Genomic DNA, 24,176 nt, shown 5'->3' on the forward strand with positions numbered 1-24,176 from the left:
AATTGCCATTGGGTGTCTGTAAGCTCATTAAATTGAGTAACCATACCTTCATTGTGTTGCAACATAAAGGTAAGCAGACACCCACTTTTTTCAGCCAGTTATAAAATCCCCAACAACTTCTTAGATCTATACCTACTACATTGCGTCCCATTGACAGAGCAACCCTAGCCGTTGTTCCACTTCCGACGAATGGATCAAGAATAGTTCCACCGTTAGGACAACCAATATTAATACAACGCTCAACCAACTCATCGGGATACGGTGCGGTGCCTATCCCCTGTGCCCTAGGGCGTGCCGTAATAGTCCACATGTCCTCCTGCTCGGCCTCTTTTAACGGTATCCTGTTAAAAAAGTATTCTTTTTGTTTTGATAACATGAATACAAACTCATAACTTCTCCGTGGTCTATCTTTGACAGATTCTGGTAAGGCGTGTTTTCTGTACCAAATAATTGAGCTTCGGAGTATCCAGTCTCGAGTAATCATTTCCATTACTACTCGCCAAGGAATGCCTATAAGTGTTTTAGCTTTTAAGCCAAGCCCAAGCCCTCCACTTTTATCTACTGCTCTTAATCCAAATCGACGTTTGCTGCTTTTTTTATCAACTCCTTTTGATTCGCCCTTACCCGAGTAGTAAGTATCGCCAATATTTAAAAAAAGTAACCCAGAAGGTTTTAAGACTCGCTGGATTTCATCCATAATTTCACATAAACGGGATATGAAATCTTCTACTGAATCCTCTAAGCCAATCTGCCCTTTGTATCCGTAGTCTCGAAGCCAAAAGTAGGGGGGAGACGTAATTACACAATCAAAGTGGTTTTTAGGTAGCCTTTTTAGGGCTGCGAGGGCATCTTGATTAAATATTTGCCAAGTATTGCCGTTTTTGCTTGTGCCTTCAAAGTGGGTATTTTCGGCTTTTTCTTCTTTCGTTATTTCGGCTGCGGAGTCGAGTATCATTATTACAAAACTATACAAAAACCAATGTAAAATTAATCTTATTCATAGTTTGCCAACTTAGATAATAACCTCTAGAATGATACTTCTTCATAAATCACTGGAAATGTGAAGGATACAGAACCTTGGATACTATAGAGTATGCTTTCAAGGGGAAAATTTTAAGTGCCGATACCTATTTAGCAGGTATAACGCCACATGGCATTAGAGCTATACCCGTTCATAGGCAAAAGAATCATTTTGATCTCTAACTATGCCTTTTATCTCTCCGAATCCTCCTCGCTCGATTCAAGCTGTACATTAACCTGCCCAAGGCAGGAATCCATGAGCGCATATAACCTTGCATTGGCATTAAAATCTACGGAATTAGTAGAGGTTTCCGGGTCTTGCACCTAGGTGGTAAACCAATTAGTTAGGCAGGTACGCAGGTTATTGGCATACTGGGGTGGCTAAGGGTTTTTGGTACAAATACAAGCGAATAGCCTAGACTCGCTTGGTTAACGGTTTTGTTGAGCAGGATTGTGTTTGTTTTTCGCGTTTTCCCTTATACGGCATCGGGTAGAAAAATTAAAAGCGGTTGCCAGTTATTCATCAGCACGCAGTCAATAGAGCCTCGATAAAAAAATCGGCCAGTTGGACCAAAAACCAATGACCAGAATACCGGGCCAATATTTTGTACCTTTGCGTTTTAAGATAAAAACGTACCCATATTCATTCATCATTCCACTCGCATGAAGTCACTTAAGTTTCTCACAACCGTTCTTGCTATTTTTCTGACGGTAGGCGGAACCGCTCAGGCCCAACTGAAAATACCGGCCGCCAGCCCCGCCCAACTCACTAAACAAAGTTTTGCCCTGGGCGACATTACGCTGGAATACTCCCGACCAGCCATGAAAGGACGGACCATCTTTGGTGATCTGGTTCCCTACGACAAGGTGTGGCGGACCGGTGCCAATGCCACTTCTAAAATTACCTTTTCATCGGATGTCAAACTCGAAGGCAAAGACGTGAAAGCAGGTACGTATGGATTATTCACCATTCCCGGTAAAACCACCTGGCAAGTCATGCTTTCCAAAGACCTAAACCTGGGGGCTAACGTGGGCGACTATAAACAAGAAAACGAAGTACTGCGGGTGTCGGTAAAACCGACTGCATTGACTAACAAAGTAGAAAACTTTACCATCAATATAGCCGATATTTTGCCCAGTTCGGCGGTTTTGGAAATCATTTGGGATAAAACCCGGGTTCCGGTAGCCATTACGGCCGATGTTGACCAGATCATTGTCAAGAACATCGAGACTTCGTTGGCTTCTGATAAGCCGTCCTATTTTGAGGCCGCCAGCTATTATTATGATACCAATCGGGATTTAAAACAGGCGCTTACCTGGGTAACCAAGGCCACTGAACAAAACCCCAAGGCGTTTTGGGTGATGTTACTCAAGGCCCGCATTCAACTGAAATTAAACGAAAAAGCCAATGCCATTGCCAGCGCCGAGAAAACCGTTGCCCTGGCAAGCGAAGCTAAAAACGCGGATTATGTGAAAATGGCCAACGATCTGATTGCTTCCGCTAAGAAGTAATCAGATGCAGGCAAAGTGAATCAGAAACCTAAAAAGTTGGCTACCGGCAGAGATCATCCTGCGATAGCCAACTTTTTTTACGTTATTCCCGATTGGGAAAGTCTCAGTCCAAAACCGTTACGGTTTGTTGCTGTCTACCACCAGTTTATTCTCCCGGTTCACAATTTCCCAGGCGGTATAAAACACCAGCCGGGCGGATTTTTCGGCCAGTGTGAAGTTGATTTTCTCGACGTCGTCGCCGGGGCGGTGGTAGTCGGCGTGGAGGCCGTTGAAGTAAAAAATAATGGGGATTTTGTGCTTGGCAAAATTGTAATGGTCGGAGCGGTAGTAAATTCGTTGCGGATCGCTGGGCTCGTTGTACTTGTAATCCAGCTCCATCATGGTGTACTTCCGGTTGGCATCTTCGCTGATCTGGTGCAATTCAGACGATAATTTGTCGGAACCGATGACATAGATGTAGTTGTCGGATTTGCCTTCGTGCAGATCGTCGACGCGGCCCACCATGTCGATGTTCAGATCGCAGACGGTTTTTTCCAGCGGCAAAACCGGACTCATGTCGGTGTAATATTCTGATCCCAGCAAGCCTTTTTCTTCGCCCGAAACCGTCAGAAACAGCATGCTCCGGCGGGGGCCATGCCCTTCGGCTTTGGCTTTGGCGAAGGCCTGCGCAATTTCAATCACCGAAACTGTTCCCGAACCGTCGTCGTTGGCACCGTTGTTCACTTGCCCGTCCGGATTGACGCCGATGTGGTCGTAATGCGACGAAATCACCACAATTTCGTCTTTTTTGTCGGATCCTTCCAGAAACCCAAGCACGTTGCTGCTTTCCAACTGCACGTCTTTCCGCTCGGCTTTCAGGCTTATTTTTCCTTTCAACGCGCCGGAATTGGTCTTGCCGGTTTTGTTGATTTTGGCCACCGCGCTCTGCAATTTGGCCGTCGTCGTGTTGAGAACAGCCGCGGCCATGTCCTGCGTGATCAGGAACGTTCCAACGGCTCCGATTTTTTCCATAGCCGGGCGGAGGCTCAGGCGATTGAATCGGCCCATGAGCGCACTCCGTTCGGCCACCAACCGGCGGTAGGCTTCCGGCGATTCGGCCGAAACGATGAAGATTTGCTCGGCACCCTTGTCCTTGGCAATCGTGACTTTTTTCCGCAGACTCTCGTCGTTGCTCCAGTCCGAGGCTTTGTCCGAATTGGAAATCACGTAATTTCCGTTGGCCTTTTTGGGTTCACCTTCCAGAATGACGACGGCTTTTCCCTGAATATTGATTTTCGCGTAGTCGTTGTATTTGTCGGTCAGAATGCCGTAGCCCGCAAACACGGTTTCTACCGACGCTTCCTGCATCACGCCAAACAAGCCGTTGACAATGAAATCTTTGGGGTAGGTGTACGTTTTTCCGTCGGCCTTGACGTAGAAATCGCCCCAGGTTTTCTGGTACAGCTTGAACGGTTGAAAATAGCCGGTTTTCCCGTCGTCGGTTTTGACGATCGCTTGCAGCTTTTCAGCCGCAAACTGTTTGGCAATGTAATCGGCGGCTTTCCGCTGTCCTTCGGTACCGGTTTCCCGGCCCTGCATATCGTCGGCAGCCAGTACGCGCAGGTGTTTTTCGAGATCAGCCGCCGAAATGGTGTTGGCATAATCGGTGGCGGTTTGGGCCGTCGCTAAGTGCGTAATCAGCAGCAAACCGGCACTATACTTCAAATATTTCATCGGGTTGTTGTGAAGAAAATGACAAATCAAAAAAGCAGGAATAGACAATCGTCCTCCCTGCTTGTGCAAAGATAAAACGAAATTGTGGGTTAATTATGTTAACGTCGGTTCACCGTTCATATCCGATTCGTCAGGCTCCTTTCAGCCGGTTTTTGGCTAGAATAAACGGAACGATCAGGAAACTCAGGCTGCTCAAAACGAGATTGATTCCAAAGCCCACGGCGTGCAGGAACGTGGCGACAACGGCTCCCTCGGCGGGCGTAAAACCGTAGAGCACCAACACCCGGCTGACCAGAAAATGATAGGTTCCGATGCCGCCCTGCGTGGGCACTGCCAGTCCGCCGAGTGAGCTAACGGCCAGAATCGTTAGGGCTGCGGTGGGCGGTAGAGACCGGGTGCTGTCCAGTGCCATCAGGAGCCAATAGGTACTCAGCCAGGAAAAAAACTGACTTAACACTGTTAGAAGTACAAACAAGTAATGGCTGGGGAGCTGCCGAATGGCATTAAAGCCTTTCCAGAGGCCCTTAACACTGTTAGCTATTTTCAGAACGACCGGATGTTGTTTTATATTGAAAATCAGTAACATACGCCAAATGCCAACGCCTGCCAAAACCAGAAAGACCAAAAGTCCGCCCGCCAGAAACCAGGCGGTTTTGTCTGGTACCCGGAAAGACAGGCCGGACACATAGTTACTAACGCGGTTTATTTCGAGCAGGAAGGTCAACAAAAGCACCAGACCCAGCATGATCAAGTCGATGATTCGCTCGGCCACGACCGAGCCAACGCCCTGTGAAAACGGCACATGGTCGGTCCGTTGTAGCGTGGCGCAGCGGGTTAGTTCGCCGGAGCCCGGCACAATCATACTGGCAATGACACCCGCCAGTGTGGCAACCGTGGCCCGGAAAGCCGTCGGAAAAAACCCGAGGGCGAGTAAAGGCTGCTGCCAGCGTTTTCCCCGCACCAGATAGATCAAAACCGTCAGCAGTGCCACCAGCGCAATCCAGCCATAGTGAGCCTGCTGAAACTGCCGCCCGATGTCGGCGAACGAAATGTCCTTCAGCGCATACGCCAGCAAGGAAATGGCCAGGACAAAGGGAAGGGCGGTTTTGAGAAGTTGCTTCATTCAGTTTGACTAATCGGCTGTAAGATAGGGAAACATCGGATAATTTATGGCACATAATTTGACCCAAATCGTGCGTCCTGCTACCTTTGAAAATCGCGAAGCGGATTCCGGCTTTAACTCGTCCAACGTTCTACCTAAGAAAGAAAATGAAGTCACTTCGGGTGCTGGTGGTGGTTCCGTGCTACAACGAGCAGCGTTCGGTTGCTGCGGTTGTGAATGATATTCACTGGGTAAAAACCCGGTTTGGCCTGTCGCTGGATACGCTGGTGGTCAACGATTGTTCAACCGATAACACGATGGCCGTTGTCCGCACGCTGGACTGCCTGCACCTCGACCTACCCGTGAACCTCGGTATTGGTGGCTGCATGCAGGCTGGTTACAAGTATGCGTACCGCAAGGGGTATGACATTGCGGTTCAGATCGATGGCGACGGGCAGCATCCCGCCGAAGGGCTGATAAAGCTGCTGCGACCGCTGTTCGACGATCAGGCTGACGTCGTCATCGGCTCCCGGTTTCTGGAGCGCCAGGGGTTTCAGTCGTCGTTTGTCCGGCGCATCGGGATTCGGTATTTTCGCTGGCTCAACCAGTTGCTGATCCGTAAAACCGTCCACGACAGTACGTCGGGTTTCCGGGCCTTCAACCGCAAAACGATCGAGATTGTCAACCGCTATTATCCCGACGAATACCCGGAACCGGAAGCCATCGTGCAGTTTGGATTGCATAAACTGCGGCTGCTGGAAGTGCCTGTTTTGATGGAAGAACGGCAGGGGGGAACCTCGTCCATTGGATGGGTTCAATCGGTCTATTATCTGTTCAAAGTGACGTTGGGTACCCTGTTTGTTTACATTCGTTTACGGAAAATATAGTTTTCAATTATGGAATCCTTACCCATCACTATTCAGGTTTTCAGTCTGATTGGCACCTTAATCTTCCTGGCCTTCATCGCCCGGCTTATCGTTAGAGGAAAATTGCGCGAAGAATATTCCTTCATCTGGATTGTTTGCGCAATCATCTTGCTTGTCTTTGCAGCCTGGCGGGATGGGTTGACCCAGATTTCCCGGTTGTTAGGGGTTTTTTATCCACCCTCTCTTATTTTTTTAACGGCTATTTTTGCCATCATCTGTTTCCTGGTACACTTGTCGGTGGTTAACTCCAAACTGCAAAATTCCATCAAAGAATTAACGCAGGAAGTGGCCATTTTAAAAAAAGAAGTAACGGATTTACAAGTCCCGGATAAATTGGTGATGGCGAACGAAAGCCAAACAAATTTGCCGTAATTGTCGAATCGATCCCGAGTTTTTAGATCCATTTGTATTTGCAGCGCTTAAAAAAATAGAACGGCAGTTATGTCAAAAAAGAAAAAAATACCGGCATCAGTACAACCTACCCCACCCAAAAGTATCTCCCAACCGGCAAAGCCCGATTCACCGGTCAGCCGATCGGCGGTTTCGGCCGAAAAACCGTCTCCGGTACGCCCTGAAAAAACCGGTCAGCTCATCGATTTTAACAAGCGGTTAAAATGGTTTATCGGTGTTTGTATCGGTCTCTTTCTGCTGCTGACGCTGGCTAAAATTCATTACTCCTCCTTGCCGTATTGGAATCAGGTTATTCCGGATGGGTCTGATCCCAAACGGGGTTTGATTTCCGGCAAGCCCCGCCCCATTCGCATGGACGAATGGGCGGCCATGGTGCCGTTTACACTCTCGCAGGCTAATCAGAACTATCCGGTTGAGAACATGGCAATCGGGGGCGAAAAACCGGCCCTGGTTTTGTATCTGCCGGTTAAGCATTTTATCATGCTCTTTCGGCCCGACTACTGGGGCTTTTTCATCAGCACGGATTTTGGCCTGTCCTGGCGCTGGAATTTTATGTTGCTGGGGAGCCTGATCGTAACAACTTTGCTTTTCCTGATTCTTACCCGCAATAATTTCTGGGTTTCGGTCTGTGGCGCCATCTGGCTTTTGCTTTCACCGGGCTTTGCCTGGTGGTCGTTCTCTCTGCTAACCAGCATGATATCCGGCGGATTGCTGTTAATTTCGTCGCTTTATCTGTTTTATGCTCAAAAACGAAGTACGCTGCTTTGGGCCGGTTTGCTGTTTGCCTGGTCCTTGGTTGCCTACGCGCTCAATTTGTATCCGCCCTACCAGGTATCGATTGGTTACCTGCTGGTTTTTATTCTCATCGGATTTGTCGCCAGTAATTTTCGCCGGGAGCAACTGTTCTCCCAACTGGGCAGTAAAGCCGTCACGTTTGCCATTGCATTCGCGCTGATTGGCTTCGTTTTGTACCAGTATTATGTGGAAGCGAAAGCCACCATCGACGTGATGTCGCAGACGGTTTATCCCGGGAAAAGGAGCGAAACCGGCGGAACGGGCTTCATTGCCAACTGGTTTTCCGAATATTATGCCGGCTGGCTGCTGGATGATCAGCGGTTTCCGAAGGGCTGGCTGAACATTTGTGAACTTTCCCACTTTGTAACTTTCACACCGGTTATTGCGGTTTGTATGGGTTTCTATTTTGTAACATTCCGCAAAATCGACCCGCTTTTGACGCTGGTTCTGCTCTACGTCGTGTTGCTCTGGCTCTGGATTGAGGTGGGTTATCCGGCAGGACTCGCCAAACTAACGCTGATGGACATGAGCCCGACCCGACGCACGCAAATCCCGTTTGGTATCGGAAATGTAGTGTTGGCGGTGCTGTATCTGGGGTACATTCAAGACAAAAAGATTGCTTTAAAACCGGTAATCAGCGGTTTGCTGGTGGTGGGCGTCGTTGCATTCATGGTGTATGCCGCCTGGCTTAACCTGAACGATTCCGACGGTTTCTACAAAGCACACCAGCTCTTTTTGCCAACGGCCTTCTTTCTGGCCTTAAACTTTCTGATGTTGCCCGTCAGCACCTTCCGGTATAAAGAAGTGGTGATCGGGCTGGTTCTGGTTCTGTTTTCGCTCCCTAATCTGGGCATCAATCCGATTTCCAAAGGAACCGCGCCCCTAACGCAACACGTTCTCTACCAGAAAATTCGGGCCATTCACGAGCAGGACCCTACGGCTCGCTGGGTGGTTTTGGGGAGCCAGCACATCACGTATCTGGTTACCGCAACCGGTGTCAATCAGTTGAGTGGGATTAAATACCTGCCGGATTTTAAAACCATGCGGGTGCTGGACCCGACGGCGAAGCGTGATTCCGCCTATAATCGGTATGCACACACGGTTTACAGCACCTACATCGACGGGCGTGATTCCATTGTGATCCGAAATACCTTTGAAGATGGGTATCAGGTCGCGCTCGATCCGTGTTCACCACGACTTAAGAAGCTGAACACCAAATACTTTGTTTTTGACCGGACGCCACAAGCTGTCGAAACGCGTTGCCTTAAACTCGTCGATAAATTAGGCTCGGTTGAAATTTACCGGATCAATGAGTGAGGAGACGGATTAGCGATTGGTTGGGCCGGTTTCGGTCCGGAGCAAGGCCTCATACCGGTCGATCATCGTTTCGTTTTCAAAATAGCGGGGTGGCGCGTAGTTGCTGCGGTGATGAACCATGTCGGTAATGGCTTCAGCCAGCGCGTTGCTGTCGGCCGGAGGAACCAGCCGGTAATGCCCGCTGATGACTTCCGGAATGGAACCGGCCGTGGTAGACACTACGCTGCGGCTCAGCATGCAAGCTTCCACGGCGGCATACCCAAATCCTTCGGCCAGCGACGGAACCACCACACAGTCGGCGGCCTGGATGTAATGCAGCAAATCGGTCCGTGATTGTTTGTCGAGAATCCGCACCGATTTGCCAGTCTGAAAGCTGTCGAGCCGTTGGACGAGCGAGTCGCGCAGGGAAATAAAATTAGGTGCTGACGGCCAGATGAACAAAAACCGGACGTTGGCTTGTGTCTTCAGCACCTGCGGAACCGCATTGACCAAATAATCGAACCCTTTGGAAATGCCGGGCCGACCGAATCCAACCACCAGAAAATCGTCGGAGCTATAGCCTTTTTCAGCGCGAAAAACCGCCCGTTGCTCGTCACTGAGCCGGTTTTTCTCAAAATCGTCATAATCGACGCCGGGGTAAATCCGGGATACGGGAGCCGACGGAAACAGACGAACGTAATCCCGCAGCGTACTATCCGAAATACAGACCACGCGATTAAACGGAAAGGTCAAAAGCATCCGTTCGAACAGGCGGAACAGGCTGGCTTTCCAGCGCGATTGGCCGCTCAGCGTATACCATTTGGTGTCCCACACTTCGTAAACCGTCAGAATCGCTTTTTTACCGCTTAGTTTACTGGCAATCCAGGCGGGTACAATGGCGTTATACGTTGCCGTCTGGATAATGTCGTGGTGTTTGGCCAGACGAATGGCCCGGAAAATAGCCAGGACCATAAAAAAATAACGCTGCGCGAAGGAAGGCACCTTTTGCCGGATAATCTGAACGCCATTGTGGGTTTCTTGATCCAGATAGTCCGGGTAATTTTTAGGCACCAGAACCGTCACCGTCATGCCCCGCCGGACCAGCCCTTCGGCCAGGCGCTGAAACAACAACTCTGCTCCGCCAATGTGCGGATAATAGTTGTCCAGAATGAACAGTACTTTCATAGGCAGAATCGGTCAGGCTGAGGCATAGCGGTCGGCAAGTTCGCCAAAAACCATCCGGGACATATCTTTCCAGGTGGTACTTTTCAACCAAAACCGGCTCGGATTGTCGGTGATGGTGCGATGAAGCTGGCAGGCATCGAAAATGTTTTCCACGCCGTAGGTGGCGGCATTGATCAGCAAAAACGGATACGAATAGCGTTTCAGATCGTAAGGAATGATATTGTTCAGGCGGCTGGTCGAGCCATGGATGATCTTCTCAACCCGTTCACGGTCAAGGTGATTGGTTTCGGCGATATACCGCGTGACGTTCAGAATGTTGTCGCGCTGGTTATGAAACTTCGTATTGGCTTCCTTGATGGCGGTTTCGATAAAAGGCATCCAGTTAAAAACCGCTTTTTCGTCCGGATTCAGCCCGGCGTCAAAGGATTGCAGAAAACTCTCGGCGATCAGATAGGTGTAGGACGGGCAATAGTGCAGGGCCGGATGAAACGGAATATTGGGTTCGCTGGCAAATTTGTCCATCGCCTTTTTGTTGGCGTCGTAGTTAAACTGTGACATGCCCGTGCTGTGCGACGACGCCCCGGAGATCCGCAACCGTTTTTTCGAATAAACGTACGCACCCACCTGATTGGCCAGGGCGATACCGGAATAAACGTCCGGTATTTGCGACCGGAAAAACGCACCGGTTTTTCGTTGAATCGGCTCGATTGCCGTCATGTTAACGAAGGAACTATAGACAAAAGGCAATGGCAAATAGTCTTCCCGGCATTGGAGAACTTTCCGCAAAACTGCCTTTCCCTCTTTAATTACAAAACCGCTCTGAAAGCTAACTTTCAGCATGTTAGCCTGTTTCTTGTTAAAATAAGAAGGCCAGAAATAGAAATCCGGCGCGGGATTCATGTTGACGGCCTGCAAACCGGTTTCGTTAAAGAGCGCATTGACGTCCTGCACGGCGTCGGGCAGCAGGCCGTCGTCATCCCCCAGAAAGGTGACATACCCTTCCCGAACATGCGACAAGGCAAATTCCCAATTGTGCGACATGCTGAGCCGTTTGCCCGTGTTGACATACTGAATGCGCGGGTCGTTGAACGACCGAACGACTTCTTCCGTCGTATCCTGGCTACAGTTGTCCGAAACCAGAATCGTCAGGTTATCGTAGTTTTGGGTCACGCAGGTTCGCAGCGTGTGCAGTAAGGTATCCGCGCGTTCGCGGGTAGGAACAACGACGGTGTATTTATGTTCTTTCATGAACGGATCGTTTTTAACCGCTACCGAACCCGTTTCAGATACCCTTCCGGTGCCACCGAAATCAGGAGTTTATGGTCGATTTCGTGATTGATTTCAAAATCTGAATGGTGCTTCAAAAACTCCCAAACGGCGGTTTTTGGGTTGTTGCCTTTGTCCCAGGGCCGGTCGTAGGAGTTGGCGGGCAGGTCTTCCACAATCGTATCAAAAACAACCAGATACGACCCGACCGTTACCAGCGGGGCATATAATTCCAGTTCCCGCAAGACGTGATCGTGCGTATGATTCGAATCGAGGCAAACCATCACGGTTTGTTTGTCTTCGGCTTTCCGGGCTACCTCAGCGGCCAGTGTTTCGTCGATGGCCGAGCCTTCCAGCATCGTGATCCGCTTAAACATGGGGTGGTTTTCGATTTCCCGGCGGTTGTGAGCCCGAATGTCGATGTCGATACCCAGCACTTCACCGTTGCCGATGAGTTCGAGGATCGACGCATAAAAAATCAGCGAACCACCGTGGGCGATGCCGGTTTCAATGATCAGATCTGGTTTGAGCTGCCAGATCAATTCCTGCATGGCGATCATATCCTGCGGATACTGAATAATAGGGCGGCCCATCCAGGTGAAATTGTATGAATATTTATCCCGGTTAGAGGTCAGATTAAAAGCCGCAGCGGCAGCCAGTAAGTCAGGTTGGGTGGGATAGGCAGCGATGCGCTCGGTACGTTCTTTTTTAAACTCCTCAATTGGATCAGTCATGATTGGACAGTAGATTTAATAGTTTTCGATGATCGCCCCAGAAAGCCAGCGGCTCGTAGTCGGGATACGGATAATAGCCCAGATTGAGCGTCATGGTATAGCGATTCTCCCGCATAAACCGTTCCACCAGCGCCCGTACGGAAATCGGCTGGCCGCTGCAACAATTGACGATGCCGGTAATGCGCTGCTGGAGAGACGTTTGGATAAGGATCTTGGCGACGTCCGTTACCGGTAAATAGTCACGCAACTGTTCCCCTTTCGACATGTTGAAAACCGGCTCATTCCGCAGCGCGGCTGCTTCAACCTGGGCCAGCAGCGACTTCGGGTTCTGGCCTTTTCCGAACATGTAAAATAACCGAACCCATTTGAACGAAACGGTGCGGTTTTTTATAAACAGTTCGAGGGCTTTTCGCAAATTATCCTTTGCCAAACCGTAGGCTGTCGTGGGCAGGGCTGGCAAGTCTTCCGACAAACAACCGCTTTGCAAACCGTATTCCAGACAGGTTCCGGTTACAGTCAGGTTGGTCAGGCCGTTGCTGAGCAGGTTGGTCAAAAACCGGTAATGTTGCAGCCAGTAAGTGTCGATGTGTGCCAGCGATTTGTAGTCGGGCAAACCGGGCCAGGCGAGGTGGATAACGGCATCCGGTTTTCCGAAATACGTAAAAAGGTCTGTGTCGCCCCAGTCGGCACCGATGTCGAACGGGACAAACTCAACCTTTGAAAGCCCGGCGGTTTTTCCGGCTGGCGGTTCGGTTCGGGCCGTCGCGATCACCCGGATGCTGTCTGTCGCAAGCAGGTGTTCCACAACGTGTTGGCCAACAAAACCAGTGGCGCCGGTGACTAGAATCGTCATAGCGTTGTCAGGGTTGGAATCGGTACAACACACTGCCCCCCCCATTCCCGGATGTAGGATAGTTGCTGGGTAATCTCATCACGCAGATTCCAGGGCAAGATCAGGACAAAATGCGGTTTTCGCTCGCGAAGAGCGGTTTCCTGCACCACCGGAATGTGGCTGGCGGGCAGAAACTTGTTCTGTTTTGCCGGGTTTGCATCGACCACAAACTCGATCAGGTCGTTTTTGACACCGCAATAATTCAGCAGCGTATTGCCTTTCGCGGCTGCTCCGTAGGCCACAACGGTTTTGCCCGCTCGCTTCTGTTGGGTCAGAAAATCAGTGAGTTCCAGTTTGACCCGAAGGGCTTTCTGCTGGAAGTTCTCGTAATAGCGGAGGTTGGTCAGGCCGGTGTCGGTTTCCTTTTGCAGCAGAGCCGTCACGCTGGCCGAAACCGGTTTGCTGGCATCTTCCCGGTGCCGGGCATAAACCCGCAACGAGCCGCCGTGCGTTGGCAACTCCTCCACATCGAACAACACCAGCCCCTGCGATTCGAAAATCTGTTTGACGGTTCCAAACGACAAGTACGAGAAATGCTCGTGGTAAATCGTATCGAACTGGTTGTTTTCGACCAGTTGCAGCAAATGCGGAAACTCCATCGTGATCACGCCCGTCGGTTTCAGAATGATTTTCATACCGGCTACAAAATCCACAATATCGGGAACGTGCGCCAGAACGTTATTGCCGAGCAATAAGTCGGCTTTCGTTCCTTGTGCAATCAACTCACGTGCCAGTTCAGCACCAAAAAAACGGGTGATGGTCGGTATATTTTTTTCGAGGGCAACAGCCGCCGTATTGGTTGTGGGCTCGATACCCAAAACCGGTATCTTTTTTTCGACAAAATACTGGAGCAAATAACCGTCGTTCGAGGCAATTTCGATCACCTGGGAATCGCGGCCCAGCCCGAACCGTTCGGTCATCCGGTCGACATACTGCCGGGCGTGGTTTAGCCAACTGGTTGAAAATGAGGAGAAATAAACGTAGTCGCTATCAAAAATGGCGTCGGATTTTTTGTATTCGTCAATCTGCACCAGAAAACAGGAATGGCACGTAAAAACCTTCAACGGATAAAACGTTTCCGGTTCATTGAGCTGTTCGGCGGTCAGGAACGAATTGGATGCCGGTGAATTCACCAGATCGATAAAGACGTGTTGCAGCGGAGTTTTACAGAAGCGGCACTCCATGAATTAGAAAGTTAAACCGTGAAAAGAAGTGTCTAAAAGGGGATGGGCCGCATCCCGGGCCGACAGGTCGGCGGCTGGCAGCGGCCATTCGATGCCTATCTGCGGATCGTTGTAACGAACTGCCCCTTCGCTGCCGGGCGTGTAATAGTCGCTGTGGCAATAAATCAGTTCGCAATGCTCCGTCAGCGTTTGAAAACCGTGGGCAAACCCTTTCGGAATATACACCATCTGCTGATTTTCGGCGGATAATTCCGTTCCAAACCATCGCCCAAAAGTTGAAGAGCCGGCCCGTAAATCGATGATGACGTCAAAGACCCGACCGGCAATGCAGCGCACGAGCTTGATTTCGGCGTGGGGCGGATTCTGGTAATGCATCCCGCGAATGGCCCCGGTTTGCTGCGTCATCGAGTGGTTCATCTGCACCCAGTCGGCCGCCAGACCGACGGCTTCGAAATCCCGGCGGCAATAGGTGCGGGCAAACCAGCCCCGATTATCCCGAAACGGTTTCAGAGAAATGAGATACGCACCGGTTAATGCCGTTTCTGTAAAAATCATACTGCCCAGATTGAATTTGCCTCTGTTGCCCGTTGTACATAAGCCGCGAGGTCGGAATATGTACTGATCTGTTGGCTTTTTGTATACGTTTTGTACCAGTTTATGGTGTATAGCAGGGCGGTTTCCGTATCCCAAACCGGTCGCCAGGCCAGTTGCTGCGCTGCTTTCGTGCAATCAAGGCTCAGAAAATGCGCTTCGTGCGGATTGGTTTCGGCCGGTAGTTCCTGATACGAAATCGGATCCCATTGTTCTCGCGCCTGACGAACCATCTCCCGAACGGGCAAAACGTCCGACAGCAACGGACCGAAATTCCAGCCTTCAGCCGCTGATGTATTTCCTTCAAGGAGCTGTTGACCGAGAAGCAGATAGCCGGAAAGGGGTTCCAGAACGTGCTGCCAGGGTCGAACAGCTTCCGGGTTTCGAATCACGACTGGTTGCCCGCTTTGGGTCGTTTTGATCAAATCCGGGATCAGACGGTCGTCGGCCCAGTCGCCCCCGCCGATGACGTTACCGGCCCGCGCGCTTGCCACGAGTACCTGATGCGTTTTGCCATACTGACGGACGTTGAAAAAGGAATTCCGGTAACTGGCAGTCACCAGCTCTGCGCAACCTTTCGACATGCTATACGGATCGTAGCCCCCCATGGGACCAGTTTCAACGAGCGGTTTTCCATCTTCCGGATTGTCGTAGCATTTATCGCTGGTGACGACAACGACGGCCCGCACCGAAGCCGTTTGCCGGGCGCATTCCAGCACATGGGCCGTGCCGACGATGTTTGTTTCGATGGTTTCGAGCGGATGCTGATACGAATACCGCACCAATGACTGAGCCGCCAGATGAAACACTACGTCCGGTTGATACAGGTCAAACGTGTGTCGCAGGCTGTCCAGATGCCGGATGTCGCCGGTTTGGTGCGGAACGGGTAGCTCGAGCAAGCCCCAATGATTCGGCGTGGTTGGCGCCGGTAAGGCATAGCCAACCACTTTGGCACCCAATTGGTGCAGCCAGTATGCCAGCCACGAGCCCTTAAAACCGGTGTTTCCGGTAATCAGGACGGTTTTATTCTGATAGATACCCGCAAAAAGTGTTGTCATTATTCTGCTAAAATTACCAGCTTTTCCACTCTGCCTGCCCGGTGTTCCAGGCGGTTTCCAGTTCCAGTTTGTCGCGGAGGGTGTCCATTGGTTTCCAGAAACTATCGTGTTTAAAAGCCATCATTTGTCTTTCGGCCGCCAGGGTTTCCATCGGTTTTCGTTCCCAGACCGTATCGTCGCCCTCAATGTAGTTGAAAACCGCCGGTTCGCAGACAAAAAAACCGCCGTTGATCCACGCGCCATCGCCTTTCGGTTTTTCCAGAAACGATTGGACGGTTTGGTCGTCGCCCACATCCAGCGCCCCAAACCGTGCCGATGGCTGAACCGCCGTCAGGGTGCATAGTTTGCCATGCTGGTGATGAAAGGCGACCAAAGCCGTGATGTCTACATCGCCAACGCCATCGCCGTACGTCATCAGGAAAGGCTCGTTGCCAATGTGTCGCTGGACCCGTTTGATGCGTCCGCCGGTCATACTGTCTTTCCCCGTATCCACCAGCGTGATTTTCCAGGGCTCGGCGGCTGAATCATGCACTTGCAATGAATTGGTAGCCAGATCGATGGTAATATCGGACTGATGAAGAAAATAATTGGCAAAGTATTCCTTAATCAGATACCCTTTATAGCCCAGGCAAATGATAAAGTCGTTATAACCGTGTGAGGAATAAATCTTCATGATGTGCCACAGGATGGGCATACCGCCGATTTCCACCATGGGTTTGGGTTTCACAACGGTTTCTTCACTCAGGCGCGTTCCTAAACCACCCGCCAAAATAACGACTTTCATATAGTTTGGTTTTGTTGACAAACAACTATTGGGTTTCGTTGAAAAAATTGATGGTAATATAAGATTGCTTTGTTTGTTGATCGTAATTTTTTTGTGCCGGAGAATTAAAAATTTACACATTTACCGGATAAAATCAAATCGTGGCCGGATTCGGCGGTGGGAACCAATCGGGTTCATTTATTCTTTGTATTTTTGTATTTATATCATTGCTTTCGGCAACCGCACTTTAACCCGGTTATCTCAATCGCTTTCAATCACACTTCACTGGTAATGAAGCTCGACCTACACTATCAGGAACGTTTCGAAGACCGTCACAACGGCTCGGATGTTTCACAAACGAATGCCATTTTGAAAACCATCGGAGTCGATTCGGTGGATGAACTCATCGACCAGACGGTTCCTGCCCTGATCCGGCTCGAAAAACCGCTCGATCTGCCCGAAGCCAAATCCGAGTACCAGTTTCTGGCCGATTTTAAAAAACTCGCTCAGCTTAACAAACTGAATAAATCCTACATCGGTACGGGCTACTACGATACCATTACGCCGAATGTCATTCTGCGCAATATACTGGAAAATCCGGCCTGGTATACTGCCTACACACCGTATCAGGCCGAAATTGCCCAGGGTCGGCTGGAAGCCCTGCTGAATTTCCAAACCGTCGTCATCGATTTGACCGGCATGGAAATCGCCAATGCGTCGCTGCTCGATGAAGCCACGGCTGCGGCTGAAGCCATGCACGTGCTGTATGCCCAGCGCCCGGCCGCCAAAAAGAATGCCACGACGTTTTTCGTGTCGGAAAGCTGCCATCCGCAGACCATTGACGTCATCAAAACCCGTGCCACGCCCCTGAACATCGCCGTTCAGGTGGGCGATCACCGGAAAGTAAACATCACGTCCGACGATTTATTCGGTATGTTGCTGCAATACCCGGCGTCCGACGGCGAGGTGTTCGATTATACCGATCTCATTACGGCGGCCCACGAACAGAATATCTTTGTGGCCGTTGCCGCTGATCTCCTGAGCCTTACGCTGTTGACTCCTCCAGGCGAAATGGGGGCGGATATCGTGGTGGGTTCTTCACAACGGTTTGGCGTTCCGATGGGTTACGGTGGGCCGCACGCGGCTTTTTTCGCGACCAAAGACGCTTTCAAACGGCAGATTCCGGGTCGGATTATTGGCGTTTCCATCGATGCCGAAGGAAATCCAGCTCTGCGGATGGCCTTGCAAACCCGCGAACAACACATTCGCCGGGAAAAAGCGACGTCCAATATCTGTACGGCACAAGTGCTGCTGGCGGTTATGGCGGGCAGTTACGCGGTTTACCACGGTCCGCAACGGCTTCGGGCCATTGCCGAACGCATCCACGGCATGACCAAGCTTTTTGTGACGGTTTTACGCTGGAACGGGTATAAAATTCAGACGCAGAATTACTTCGATACCGTTACGGTCGAGGTGGATGATGTGGAATCGTTGCGGAAATCGGCGCGGACGGCGGGAATCAACCTGCGGTATCTGGACGACGAACGGGTCTGCGTTTCCTTCGATGAAGTGAAAACCGTCGATGATGTGGTTCAGTTGCTGGATGTCTTCGGGATCTGCGCCGACATGGATGCCGCCATCGAAACCCTGGCCATCAACTGGCCGGAGCGACTGATCCGTCAATCGGCGTATCTGACGCATCCGGTGTTCAACACACACCACACCGAGCACCAAATGCTGCGGTATTTGAAGTCACTGGAAGAAAAAGACCTTTCGCTGGTGCATTCGATGATTTCACTCGGCAGTTGCACGATGAAATTGAACGCAACCGCTGAAATGATTCCGGTCACCTGGCCCGAATTCGGTGGTTTACACCCGTTTGCGCCGAAAGATCAGGTGATGGGCTACCAAAAACTGGTCGATGATCTGAGTAAATGGCTGAGCGAAATAACCGGTTTTGCCGGAATCTCACTGCAACCCAACTCCGGGGCGCAGGGCGAATACGCCGGTTTGATGGTGATTCGGGCGTATCACGAAAGCCGCAACGATGGTCACCGCAATGTGTCGCTGATTCCGTCGTCGGCCCACGGCACCAACCCCGCCAGCGCGGTGATGGCCGGGATGAAAGTCGTGATTGTGAAGTGTGACGAGCGCGGCAACATCGACGTGGCCGATCTGCGGGCGAAAGCCGAGCAGTACAGCAGCGACCTGTCGTGTCTGATGGTGACCTATCCATCGACGCACGGCGTTTTTGAAGAAACGATCAAAGAAATCTGTGATATTATCCACGAACACGGCGGTCAGGTGTACATGGACGGCGCGAACATGAACGCACAGGTGGGCCTGACGAGTCCGGCAACCATTGGCGCCGATGTTTGTCACCTGAACCTACACAAGACGTTCTGCATTCCGCACGGCGGTGGTGGGCCGGGCATGGGGCCAATTGGGGTCGTTGAGCATTTGATGCCATTCCTGCCGGGTCATGCCGTGGTGGAAACGGGCGGCAAGCAAGCGATTCACGCGGTTTCGGCGGCTCCGTACGGTTCGGCCAGCATCCTGACGATTTCGTACGCGTACATTGCGATGATGGGCGCGGAGGGTTTGACGAATGCGACCAAAACCGCTATTTTGAACGCCAACTACCTAAAAGCGAAGCTGGAAGAACATTATCCGATTTTGTATACTGGGAAAAATGGTCGTTGCGCCCACGAAATGATCGTCGATTGCCGGCCGTTCAAAGCTGCGGGTGTCGAGGTGGAAGACATTGCGAAGCGACTGATGGACTACGGTTTTCACGCGCCAACGGTTTCGTTTCCGGTACCGGGTACGATGATGATCGAGCCGACGGAATCCGAATCAAAAGACGAACTCGACCGGTTTTGCGAGGCCCTGATCAGCATTCGGGCCGAAATCCGGGAGGTGGAAGAAGGCAAAGCCGACAAAGCCAACAACGTTCTCAAAAACGCCCCGCATACCGTCAACGTGTTCATCGCCGATGATTGGAACCGCCCGTACAGCCGCGAAAAAGCGGCCTTCCCGTTGCCGTACGTGAAAGCCCGCAAATTCTGGCCGAGTGTCAGCCGGATCGACAACGCGTATGGCGACCGGAATCTGGTCTGTGCGTGTTTGCCGGTGGAGGAATATGCGCAGGAAGCGGTGGAAACAGAAACGGCGTCGTAAGTTTTTAAATTAAAGAAATGAGAAAGCCCTCGTCTGGTGTCAGGCGGGGGCTTTTTGTTTTTTGCTCAGATTTTTGGGTCTTGAAAACTAAGTAATAAATAGAGAGATAAATGATTGAGTATTTTTACTAGAAAAAATACTCAATCATTTTTGGTGAAGTAAATTTAAAAGATACATTTGCATTGCTTCTAGATTTAGGCTGGAAGGGAGAGTGTTTAGAATCGGGACAACCGTTCTGGTGCCGGTAACGTTACCAGCACCCAGAACTATGTTCAGAAGCTCATTCAGTTCGCCGAAACAAAGGCTGAGCCGGACAGAGAACACTAAAGCAGTTACAATTGATTCCCATTTCATTGTAGTTGTGGTTATTAAGTTAAATCTAAGGCGGTCTGAGAAATACTGTGAAGTATTTCTCTAAAATTAGTTGTGCGGGGAGGGCTAATGGTTCCGCCGACCAGGCCCAACCCTTTAACTGTGTATGTTAAATCAAGCTATAAAAATTTGGTCTGAAAAAGCTCAGCAGCTTCGCGTTGATAAGAAACGTGGTTACATCCATTTTGACCAAAAACCTAACTTAGTAAATGTATGTAAAGTAGTAAGTAATCCACAAGAGATTGCGGACCATCACTTTTATCCTTTCATTGAAAAAATAATTCTTACCCCTCGTTATAAAAAGGATAAAGATTCCGGTGAGAGAAAAAAGGATATGAAGGAACGATCAGTAATGTATGCATCACACATGGACGCTCATATTTATTCCTATTACAATATTCTCTTAGAGCTTGCTTATGAGAAAAAAATAAAAGAAGAATTCTACTCAAAATTTATTCTCGCTTATCGTAAATTCAAAGATGAATCTGGAAAAGGTAAATGTAATATCCATTTTGCTCATGAGTTATTTGAAGCAGTTAAAGAAAAAGGTGAGTGCGTAATACTGGCATTTGATATTAGTAATTTTTATACGAATTTAGATCATAAATTATTGTTAAAATCTTGGAAGAATATTTTAGGTGTAGATAATTTGCCGGAAGATCATTATAACGTTTTTAAATCTATTACCCGCTATTCTAAAGTATCAAGAAATATCTTATATGAAGAGTTTAAAATTGAAGATAAGCAAGAAAAAATAAAGAGATTTTGTACGGCTGAGCAATTTAGAGATGTAGTTAGAAAAAAAAGGTTTATAGTACCTAATAAAGAAGGTAAAGGTATACCACAAGGTGCACCAATGAGCGGTCTTCTTTCAAATTTATATATGCTAAATTTTGATAAAATGGCATATCAAGAAATTTGCGAAAAGCAAAATGGTTTGTATAGGCGCTATAGTGATGATATAATAGTTGTCTGTTCAACTCACCAGCAGAGAGAAATTGAAAATTGGATAAAGTGCGAAATTTCTAATCAACTTAAGTTAGAAATTAATACTGATAAAACAGAAGTTACTTATATCAAGCTGTCGGATGATGGCTCTTTAAGGGCATTTAAAGATTTTGAAGGGAATATACGTAGAAACGCTCAATATTTAGGTTTTGAATTCAATGGTAAGAATTGCTTCATTCGATCATCTTCTCTAGCTCGCTATTATCGTAGAATGAAGATGAGGGTTAGAATGGCAAAGAAGAGAGCTGAGAGAACTACAGCGTTAAATAAAATTGTATTTAAAAAGAAGCTTTTAATAAGGAATAGCGATTATATATTTAAAATTCAACAGGGTAGTAATAAGGCTTCAAAGATCAACTATTTAACTGCGAACTTTGTCACATATGCTCAAAAGGCTGCAAAATCTATGAAAGAAGATAAAATAAACAAACAGATTTCCCCTCATTTAAAGAAGCTTCATCAAGAGGTATTAAAAAAAATTATAAAGTGAAAATGTTTTTTTCAAGCTTTAAAAAAGACTATCAAGAGATCTTTAACTCTCCAGCCATCCAGCTTTCAACCCAGTTGATAACGTTTTCAGCCTCTGCTAAACCAGCTTCTGCTATACTAACGCTAGGATTGCCATCATAAGACATAGACAAATTCAACGTATAATAAGCTCCGACGAACGCATTCCGCAGCTTCTTATCGAAAGGAGCGAGTTGCTGGTTGTACCAATCCACATCCTTTCGTCCTTTGCTTTTATTCCCTAGAAAACCGTCCAAAGCGATTAGCACTCCCATGTAAGCGGTATTCCCAGCCATTTTAACGTATTTTGTATCCCAATAATAGCCATCATCTTTGTTGGCTTTCTCCCGCAAGATTTCTCTGGCGTTATCGAGGTATCGTTTGGCTTCCAGTACGGTATTCATTCCAGTTAATTTCTACAAATCCGCCACCACCGTTACCCCGCCTTTCGTCTTCTCGCCAATCTTCACTTTTACCTCCGCATCCAGCGGCAGGAACAAATCGACGCGGGAACCGAACTTGATGAAACCGAGTTCGTGGCCCTGTTCAACCTGCTGCCCTTCTTTGGCATACCAGACAATCCGCCGGGCCAAGGCCCCGGCAATCTGGCGAAGGAGAATTTCGGCCCCGTTTTTCGCCTTGATGACGACGGAAGTCCGCTCGTTTTCGGTGCTCGATTTCGGATGCCAGGCAACTAAATATTTCCCGGGGTAATATTTGACGTATTTGACGGTGCCGGTGACGGGGTGGAAGTTAATATGCACATTCAACGGCGACATGAAGATGGAGACCTGCCGACGCTGTCCTTTAAAGTATTCCGGTTCGTTCACCTCCTCGATCACCACCACCGTGCCGTCGCAGGGTGAAATGACGTGCTTGTCGTTCAGGGGCGTGGTTCGGCGTGGTTTCCGGAAAAATTGCAACACCAGAAAGAACAACACCAGACTCACAATCAGAATCAGTGTGCTGGCGGTTTGGTTGCCGGTAAACAAGTAGAAGATGGATAAAATGTTGACTCCTAACAGAATCAGGGCTGTCCAGAACAAAATTTGATATCCTTCCTTGTGGATGGTCATACGATTGGAAAATCAGTTGCGTCTAAAAAGATGGGCTAGAGCGGTGAAGGTACGAAACAAACCGCATTGGCTCCAATTTGTTGGCGACATTCAATCCATATACCAATACGGTTTTCAGACTACATTTGAGGGGATTGGAGGCCGCCACCAAACGTAATCCGAAAACCGTATCTGCCTGCCAATCAATAGCCGCCCCGGAATTTGTAGGTGCTGGCTACCTTGTCGATGGCGACGATGTAAGCCGCCAGCCGCATCGACACTTTGTACTTCTGCGACGTTTCAAACACGCGGTCGAAGGCGTCTTTCATGTTGCGGTCGGCCCGGCGGTTGATCCGGTCGAGCGTCCATTTGTAGCCGATGCGGTTTTGCACCCACTCAAAATACGAAACCGTAACCCCCCCGGCATTGGCCAGAATATCGGGCACCACCATGATGCCTTTTTCGTTGATGATGTCGTCGGCACTCGCTGAGGTCGGTCCGTTGGCGCCTTCCACGATCATTTTTGCCTGAATCGAATCCGCGTTTTCGGCCGTAATGACGTCTTCCTTGGCCGCCGGCACCAGCACATCGACCGGCAACGCCAGCAGTTCTTCGTTCGTGATGCGTTCGGCGCCGTTGAACCCTTCGAGGGTGCCTTTGTTGGCGTTGCGGTAGGCGAGGGCCGCGCTGATGTCGATGCCCCGGTTGTTGTAATACCCGCCCGTCACATCGCTGATTGCCATCACCGTTACGCCCCGTTCGTGCAGCAACTCAGCCGCAAACGATCCGACGTTGCCAAAACCCTGAATGGCCGCCGAAGACCGGTAGGGGTTCATCCGGAGTTTGTCCATCGCCGACAGCGCGGCTACGGTCACCCCGCGTCCGGTGGCTTCCGTCCGGCCCAGCGAACCGCCCAGGACGAGCGGTTTTCCGGTGACGACAGCATTGACGGTCATACCACGGGATTTCGAATATTCGTCCATGAGCCACGCCATTTCGCGCGGACCGGTTCCCATGTCGGGGGCCGGAATGTCGCGGTCGGGGCCAAAAACGTCGAGCATGGCGACGGTATAGGCGCGAATCAAACGTTCAATTTCACCCGCCGACATTTCGCGCGGGTTGCAGGCAATACCGCCTTTGGCGCCACCGTAGGGAATATCGACCACGGCGCATTTCCAGGTCATCCAGGCGGCCAGGGCGCGCACTTCGTCGAGCGTGACACCCGGATCGAGCCGAATACCGCCTTTCGACGGGCCGAGGATGGTGGAGTGAATGACGCGGTGACCTTCAAATACCTTGATCGATCCGTTGTCCATCGTAATGGGCAAACCCACCATGACCTGACGCGCCGGAACCTTCAGGATGTAGTACATTTCTTCCGTAATACCCAGCATTTGCGCTGCGGCATCGAATCGCGACATCATGGATTCGAGCGGGTTTTCTTTATCTTTTATGGGGGCTGGTTCTATGTAAGCCATATTCCTATTTTTTTAGTTGGCAATTCTGATGTGGTGCCACAGCAAACTTACCAAAAAACATAACGATGCATCTTAAGAACTATTTTTTCGTGATTTAATCTAATTTCTCCTTTCGAAATCATGTATTA

General features: G+C 49.7%; 20 protein-coding genes. 6 read left to right on the forward strand and 14 right to left on the reverse strand.

Features of this window, described 5'->3' with window-relative positions:
• Positions 1-955, reverse strand: a 955-nt coding sequence (locus tag ACS5NO_RS30315; protein WP_439418601.1) for a DNA-methyltransferase, incomplete at its 3' end; no start/stop codon positions are given.
• Positions 956-1,683: 728 nt separating this feature from the next.
• Here ACS5NO_RS30315 and ACS5NO_RS30320 point away from each other — a divergent pair.
• The gene (locus ACS5NO_RS30320) at positions 1,684-2,532 is read left to right on the forward strand and encodes a DUF2911 domain-containing protein (RefSeq protein WP_439418602.1); all 849 of its coding nucleotides are present in this window, start codon (positions 1,684-1,686) and stop codon (positions 2,530-2,532) included.
• Between the two features lie 117 nt (positions 2,533-2,649).
• Here the strand turns inward: ACS5NO_RS30320 and ACS5NO_RS30325 are convergent, their stop codons facing one another.
• Positions 2,650-4,245, reverse strand: a complete 1,596-nt coding sequence (locus tag ACS5NO_RS30325; RefSeq protein WP_439418603.1) for a M28 family peptidase — start codon at positions 4,243-4,245, stop codon at positions 2,650-2,652.
• A gap of 130 nt (positions 4,246-4,375) precedes the next feature.
• Positions 4,376-5,368 (reverse strand): lysylphosphatidylglycerol synthase transmembrane domain-containing protein, encoded by a 993-nt coding sequence (locus ACS5NO_RS30330; RefSeq protein WP_439418604.1) that lies wholly within the window; start codon positions 5,366-5,368, stop codon positions 4,376-4,378.
• Between the two features lie 146 nt (positions 5,369-5,514).
• Between ACS5NO_RS30330 and ACS5NO_RS30335 the strand changes: the two genes are divergently transcribed.
• The 3 genes from ACS5NO_RS30335 (at position 5,515) to ACS5NO_RS30345 (ending at position 8,796) form a co-directional block, all read left to right on the forward strand.
• Positions 5,515-6,234, forward strand: coding sequence for a glycosyltransferase family 2 protein (locus ACS5NO_RS30335; RefSeq protein WP_114407535.1), 720 nt, complete (start codon positions 5,515-5,517; stop codon positions 6,232-6,234).
• A gap of 9 nt (positions 6,235-6,243) precedes the next feature.
• Complete coding sequence (locus ACS5NO_RS30340) at positions 6,244-6,645, forward strand: DUF2304 domain-containing protein (RefSeq protein WP_150877364.1); 402 nt, start codon at positions 6,244-6,246, stop codon at positions 6,643-6,645.
• Between the two features lie 69 nt (positions 6,646-6,714).
• Entirely contained in the window at positions 6,715-8,796 is a 2,082-nt protein-coding gene (locus tag ACS5NO_RS30345; RefSeq protein ID WP_439418605.1) for a DUF7657 domain-containing protein, read from the forward strand.
• Between the two features lie 9 nt (positions 8,797-8,805).
• Here the strand turns inward: ACS5NO_RS30345 and ACS5NO_RS30350 are convergent, their stop codons facing one another.
• The 8 genes from ACS5NO_RS30350 to rfbF are packed head-to-tail and all read right to left on the reverse strand — an operon-like array spanning position 8,806 to position 16,469.
• Positions 8,806-9,960 (reverse strand): glycosyltransferase family 4 protein, encoded by a 1,155-nt coding sequence (locus ACS5NO_RS30350; RefSeq protein WP_439418606.1) that lies wholly within the window; start codon positions 9,958-9,960, stop codon positions 8,806-8,808.
• A 12-nt stretch (positions 9,961-9,972) separates the two neighbouring features.
• Positions 9,973-11,208, reverse strand: a complete 1,236-nt coding sequence (locus ACS5NO_RS30355) for a glycosyltransferase (protein WP_439418607.1) — start codon at positions 11,206-11,208, stop codon at positions 9,973-9,975.
• 20 nt (positions 11,209-11,228) lie between these two features.
• Positions 11,229-11,960: a cephalosporin hydroxylase family protein gene (locus ACS5NO_RS30360; protein WP_439418608.1), complete on the reverse strand. Its 732-nt coding sequence runs from the start codon at positions 11,958-11,960 to the stop codon at positions 11,229-11,231.
• Entirely contained in the window at positions 11,953-12,813 is an 861-nt protein-coding gene (locus ACS5NO_RS30365; RefSeq protein WP_439418609.1) for an NAD-dependent epimerase/dehydratase family protein, read from the reverse strand. Before ACS5NO_RS30365 ends, ACS5NO_RS30360 begins: the two co-directional genes overlap by 8 nt.
• Complete coding sequence (locus ACS5NO_RS30370) at positions 12,810-14,036, reverse strand: methyltransferase domain-containing protein (protein ID WP_439418610.1); 1,227 nt, start codon at positions 14,034-14,036, stop codon at positions 12,810-12,812. Before ACS5NO_RS30370 ends, ACS5NO_RS30365 begins: the two co-directional genes overlap by 4 nt.
• Before the next feature lie 3 nt (positions 14,037-14,039).
• Positions 14,040-14,591, reverse strand: a complete 552-nt coding sequence (gene rfbC / locus ACS5NO_RS30375) for a dTDP-4-dehydrorhamnose 3,5-epimerase (RefSeq protein WP_439418611.1) — start codon at positions 14,589-14,591, stop codon at positions 14,040-14,042.
• Positions 14,588-15,685 carry a CDP-glucose 4,6-dehydratase gene (gene rfbG / locus ACS5NO_RS30380; protein ID WP_439418612.1) on the reverse strand — a complete coding sequence of 366 codons (1,098 nt, stop codon included), beginning with the start codon at positions 15,683-15,685 and terminating at the stop codon, positions 14,588-14,590. The genes rfbC and rfbG overlap by 4 nt, the downstream gene beginning before the upstream one ends.
• 13 nt (positions 15,686-15,698) lie before the next feature.
• Positions 15,699-16,469, reverse strand: a complete 771-nt coding sequence (rfbF, locus tag ACS5NO_RS30385; RefSeq protein WP_439418613.1) for a glucose-1-phosphate cytidylyltransferase — start codon at positions 16,467-16,469, stop codon at positions 15,699-15,701.
• Positions 16,470-16,739: 270 nt separating this feature from the next.
• On the opposite strand from rfbF, the gene gcvP reads away from it, so the two are divergent.
• Both gcvP and drt2 read left to right on the forward strand, forming a co-directional pair.
• Positions 16,740-19,628, forward strand: a complete 2,889-nt coding sequence (gene gcvP / locus ACS5NO_RS30390) for an aminomethyl-transferring glycine dehydrogenase (protein WP_439418614.1) — start codon at positions 16,740-16,742, stop codon at positions 19,626-19,628.
• Positions 19,629-20,106: 478 nt separating this feature from the next.
• The gene (gene drt2, locus ACS5NO_RS30395) at positions 20,107-21,498 is read left to right on the forward strand and encodes an antiviral reverse transcriptase Drt2 (protein WP_439418615.1); all 1,392 of its coding nucleotides are present in this window, start codon (positions 20,107-20,109) and stop codon (positions 21,496-21,498) included.
• A 31-nt stretch (positions 21,499-21,529) separates the two neighbouring features.
• Here drt2 and ACS5NO_RS30400 read toward each other — a convergent pair whose 3' ends face one another.
• From ACS5NO_RS30400 to ACS5NO_RS30410, 3 genes are all read right to left on the reverse strand, one after another.
• The gene (locus ACS5NO_RS30400) at positions 21,530-21,919 is read right to left on the reverse strand and encodes a DUF5618 family protein (RefSeq protein ID WP_439418616.1); all 390 of its coding nucleotides are present in this window, start codon (positions 21,917-21,919) and stop codon (positions 21,530-21,532) included.
• Positions 21,920-21,931: 12 nt separating this feature from the next.
• Positions 21,932-22,591: a phosphatidylserine decarboxylase family protein gene (locus tag ACS5NO_RS30405; protein ID WP_138992923.1), complete on the reverse strand. Its 660-nt coding sequence runs from the start codon at positions 22,589-22,591 to the stop codon at positions 21,932-21,934.
• A gap of 182 nt (positions 22,592-22,773) precedes the next feature.
• Positions 22,774-24,048 carry a Glu/Leu/Phe/Val family dehydrogenase gene (locus ACS5NO_RS30410; protein WP_170315702.1) on the reverse strand — a complete coding sequence of 425 codons (1,275 nt, stop codon included), beginning with the start codon at positions 24,046-24,048 and terminating at the stop codon, positions 22,774-22,776.
• Between the last annotated feature and the right edge of the window lie 128 nt (positions 24,049-24,176).

The organism is Larkinella fluvii (assembly GCF_051857545.1).
GTDB lineage: Bacteria > Bacteroidota > Bacteroidia > Cytophagales > Spirosomataceae > Larkinella.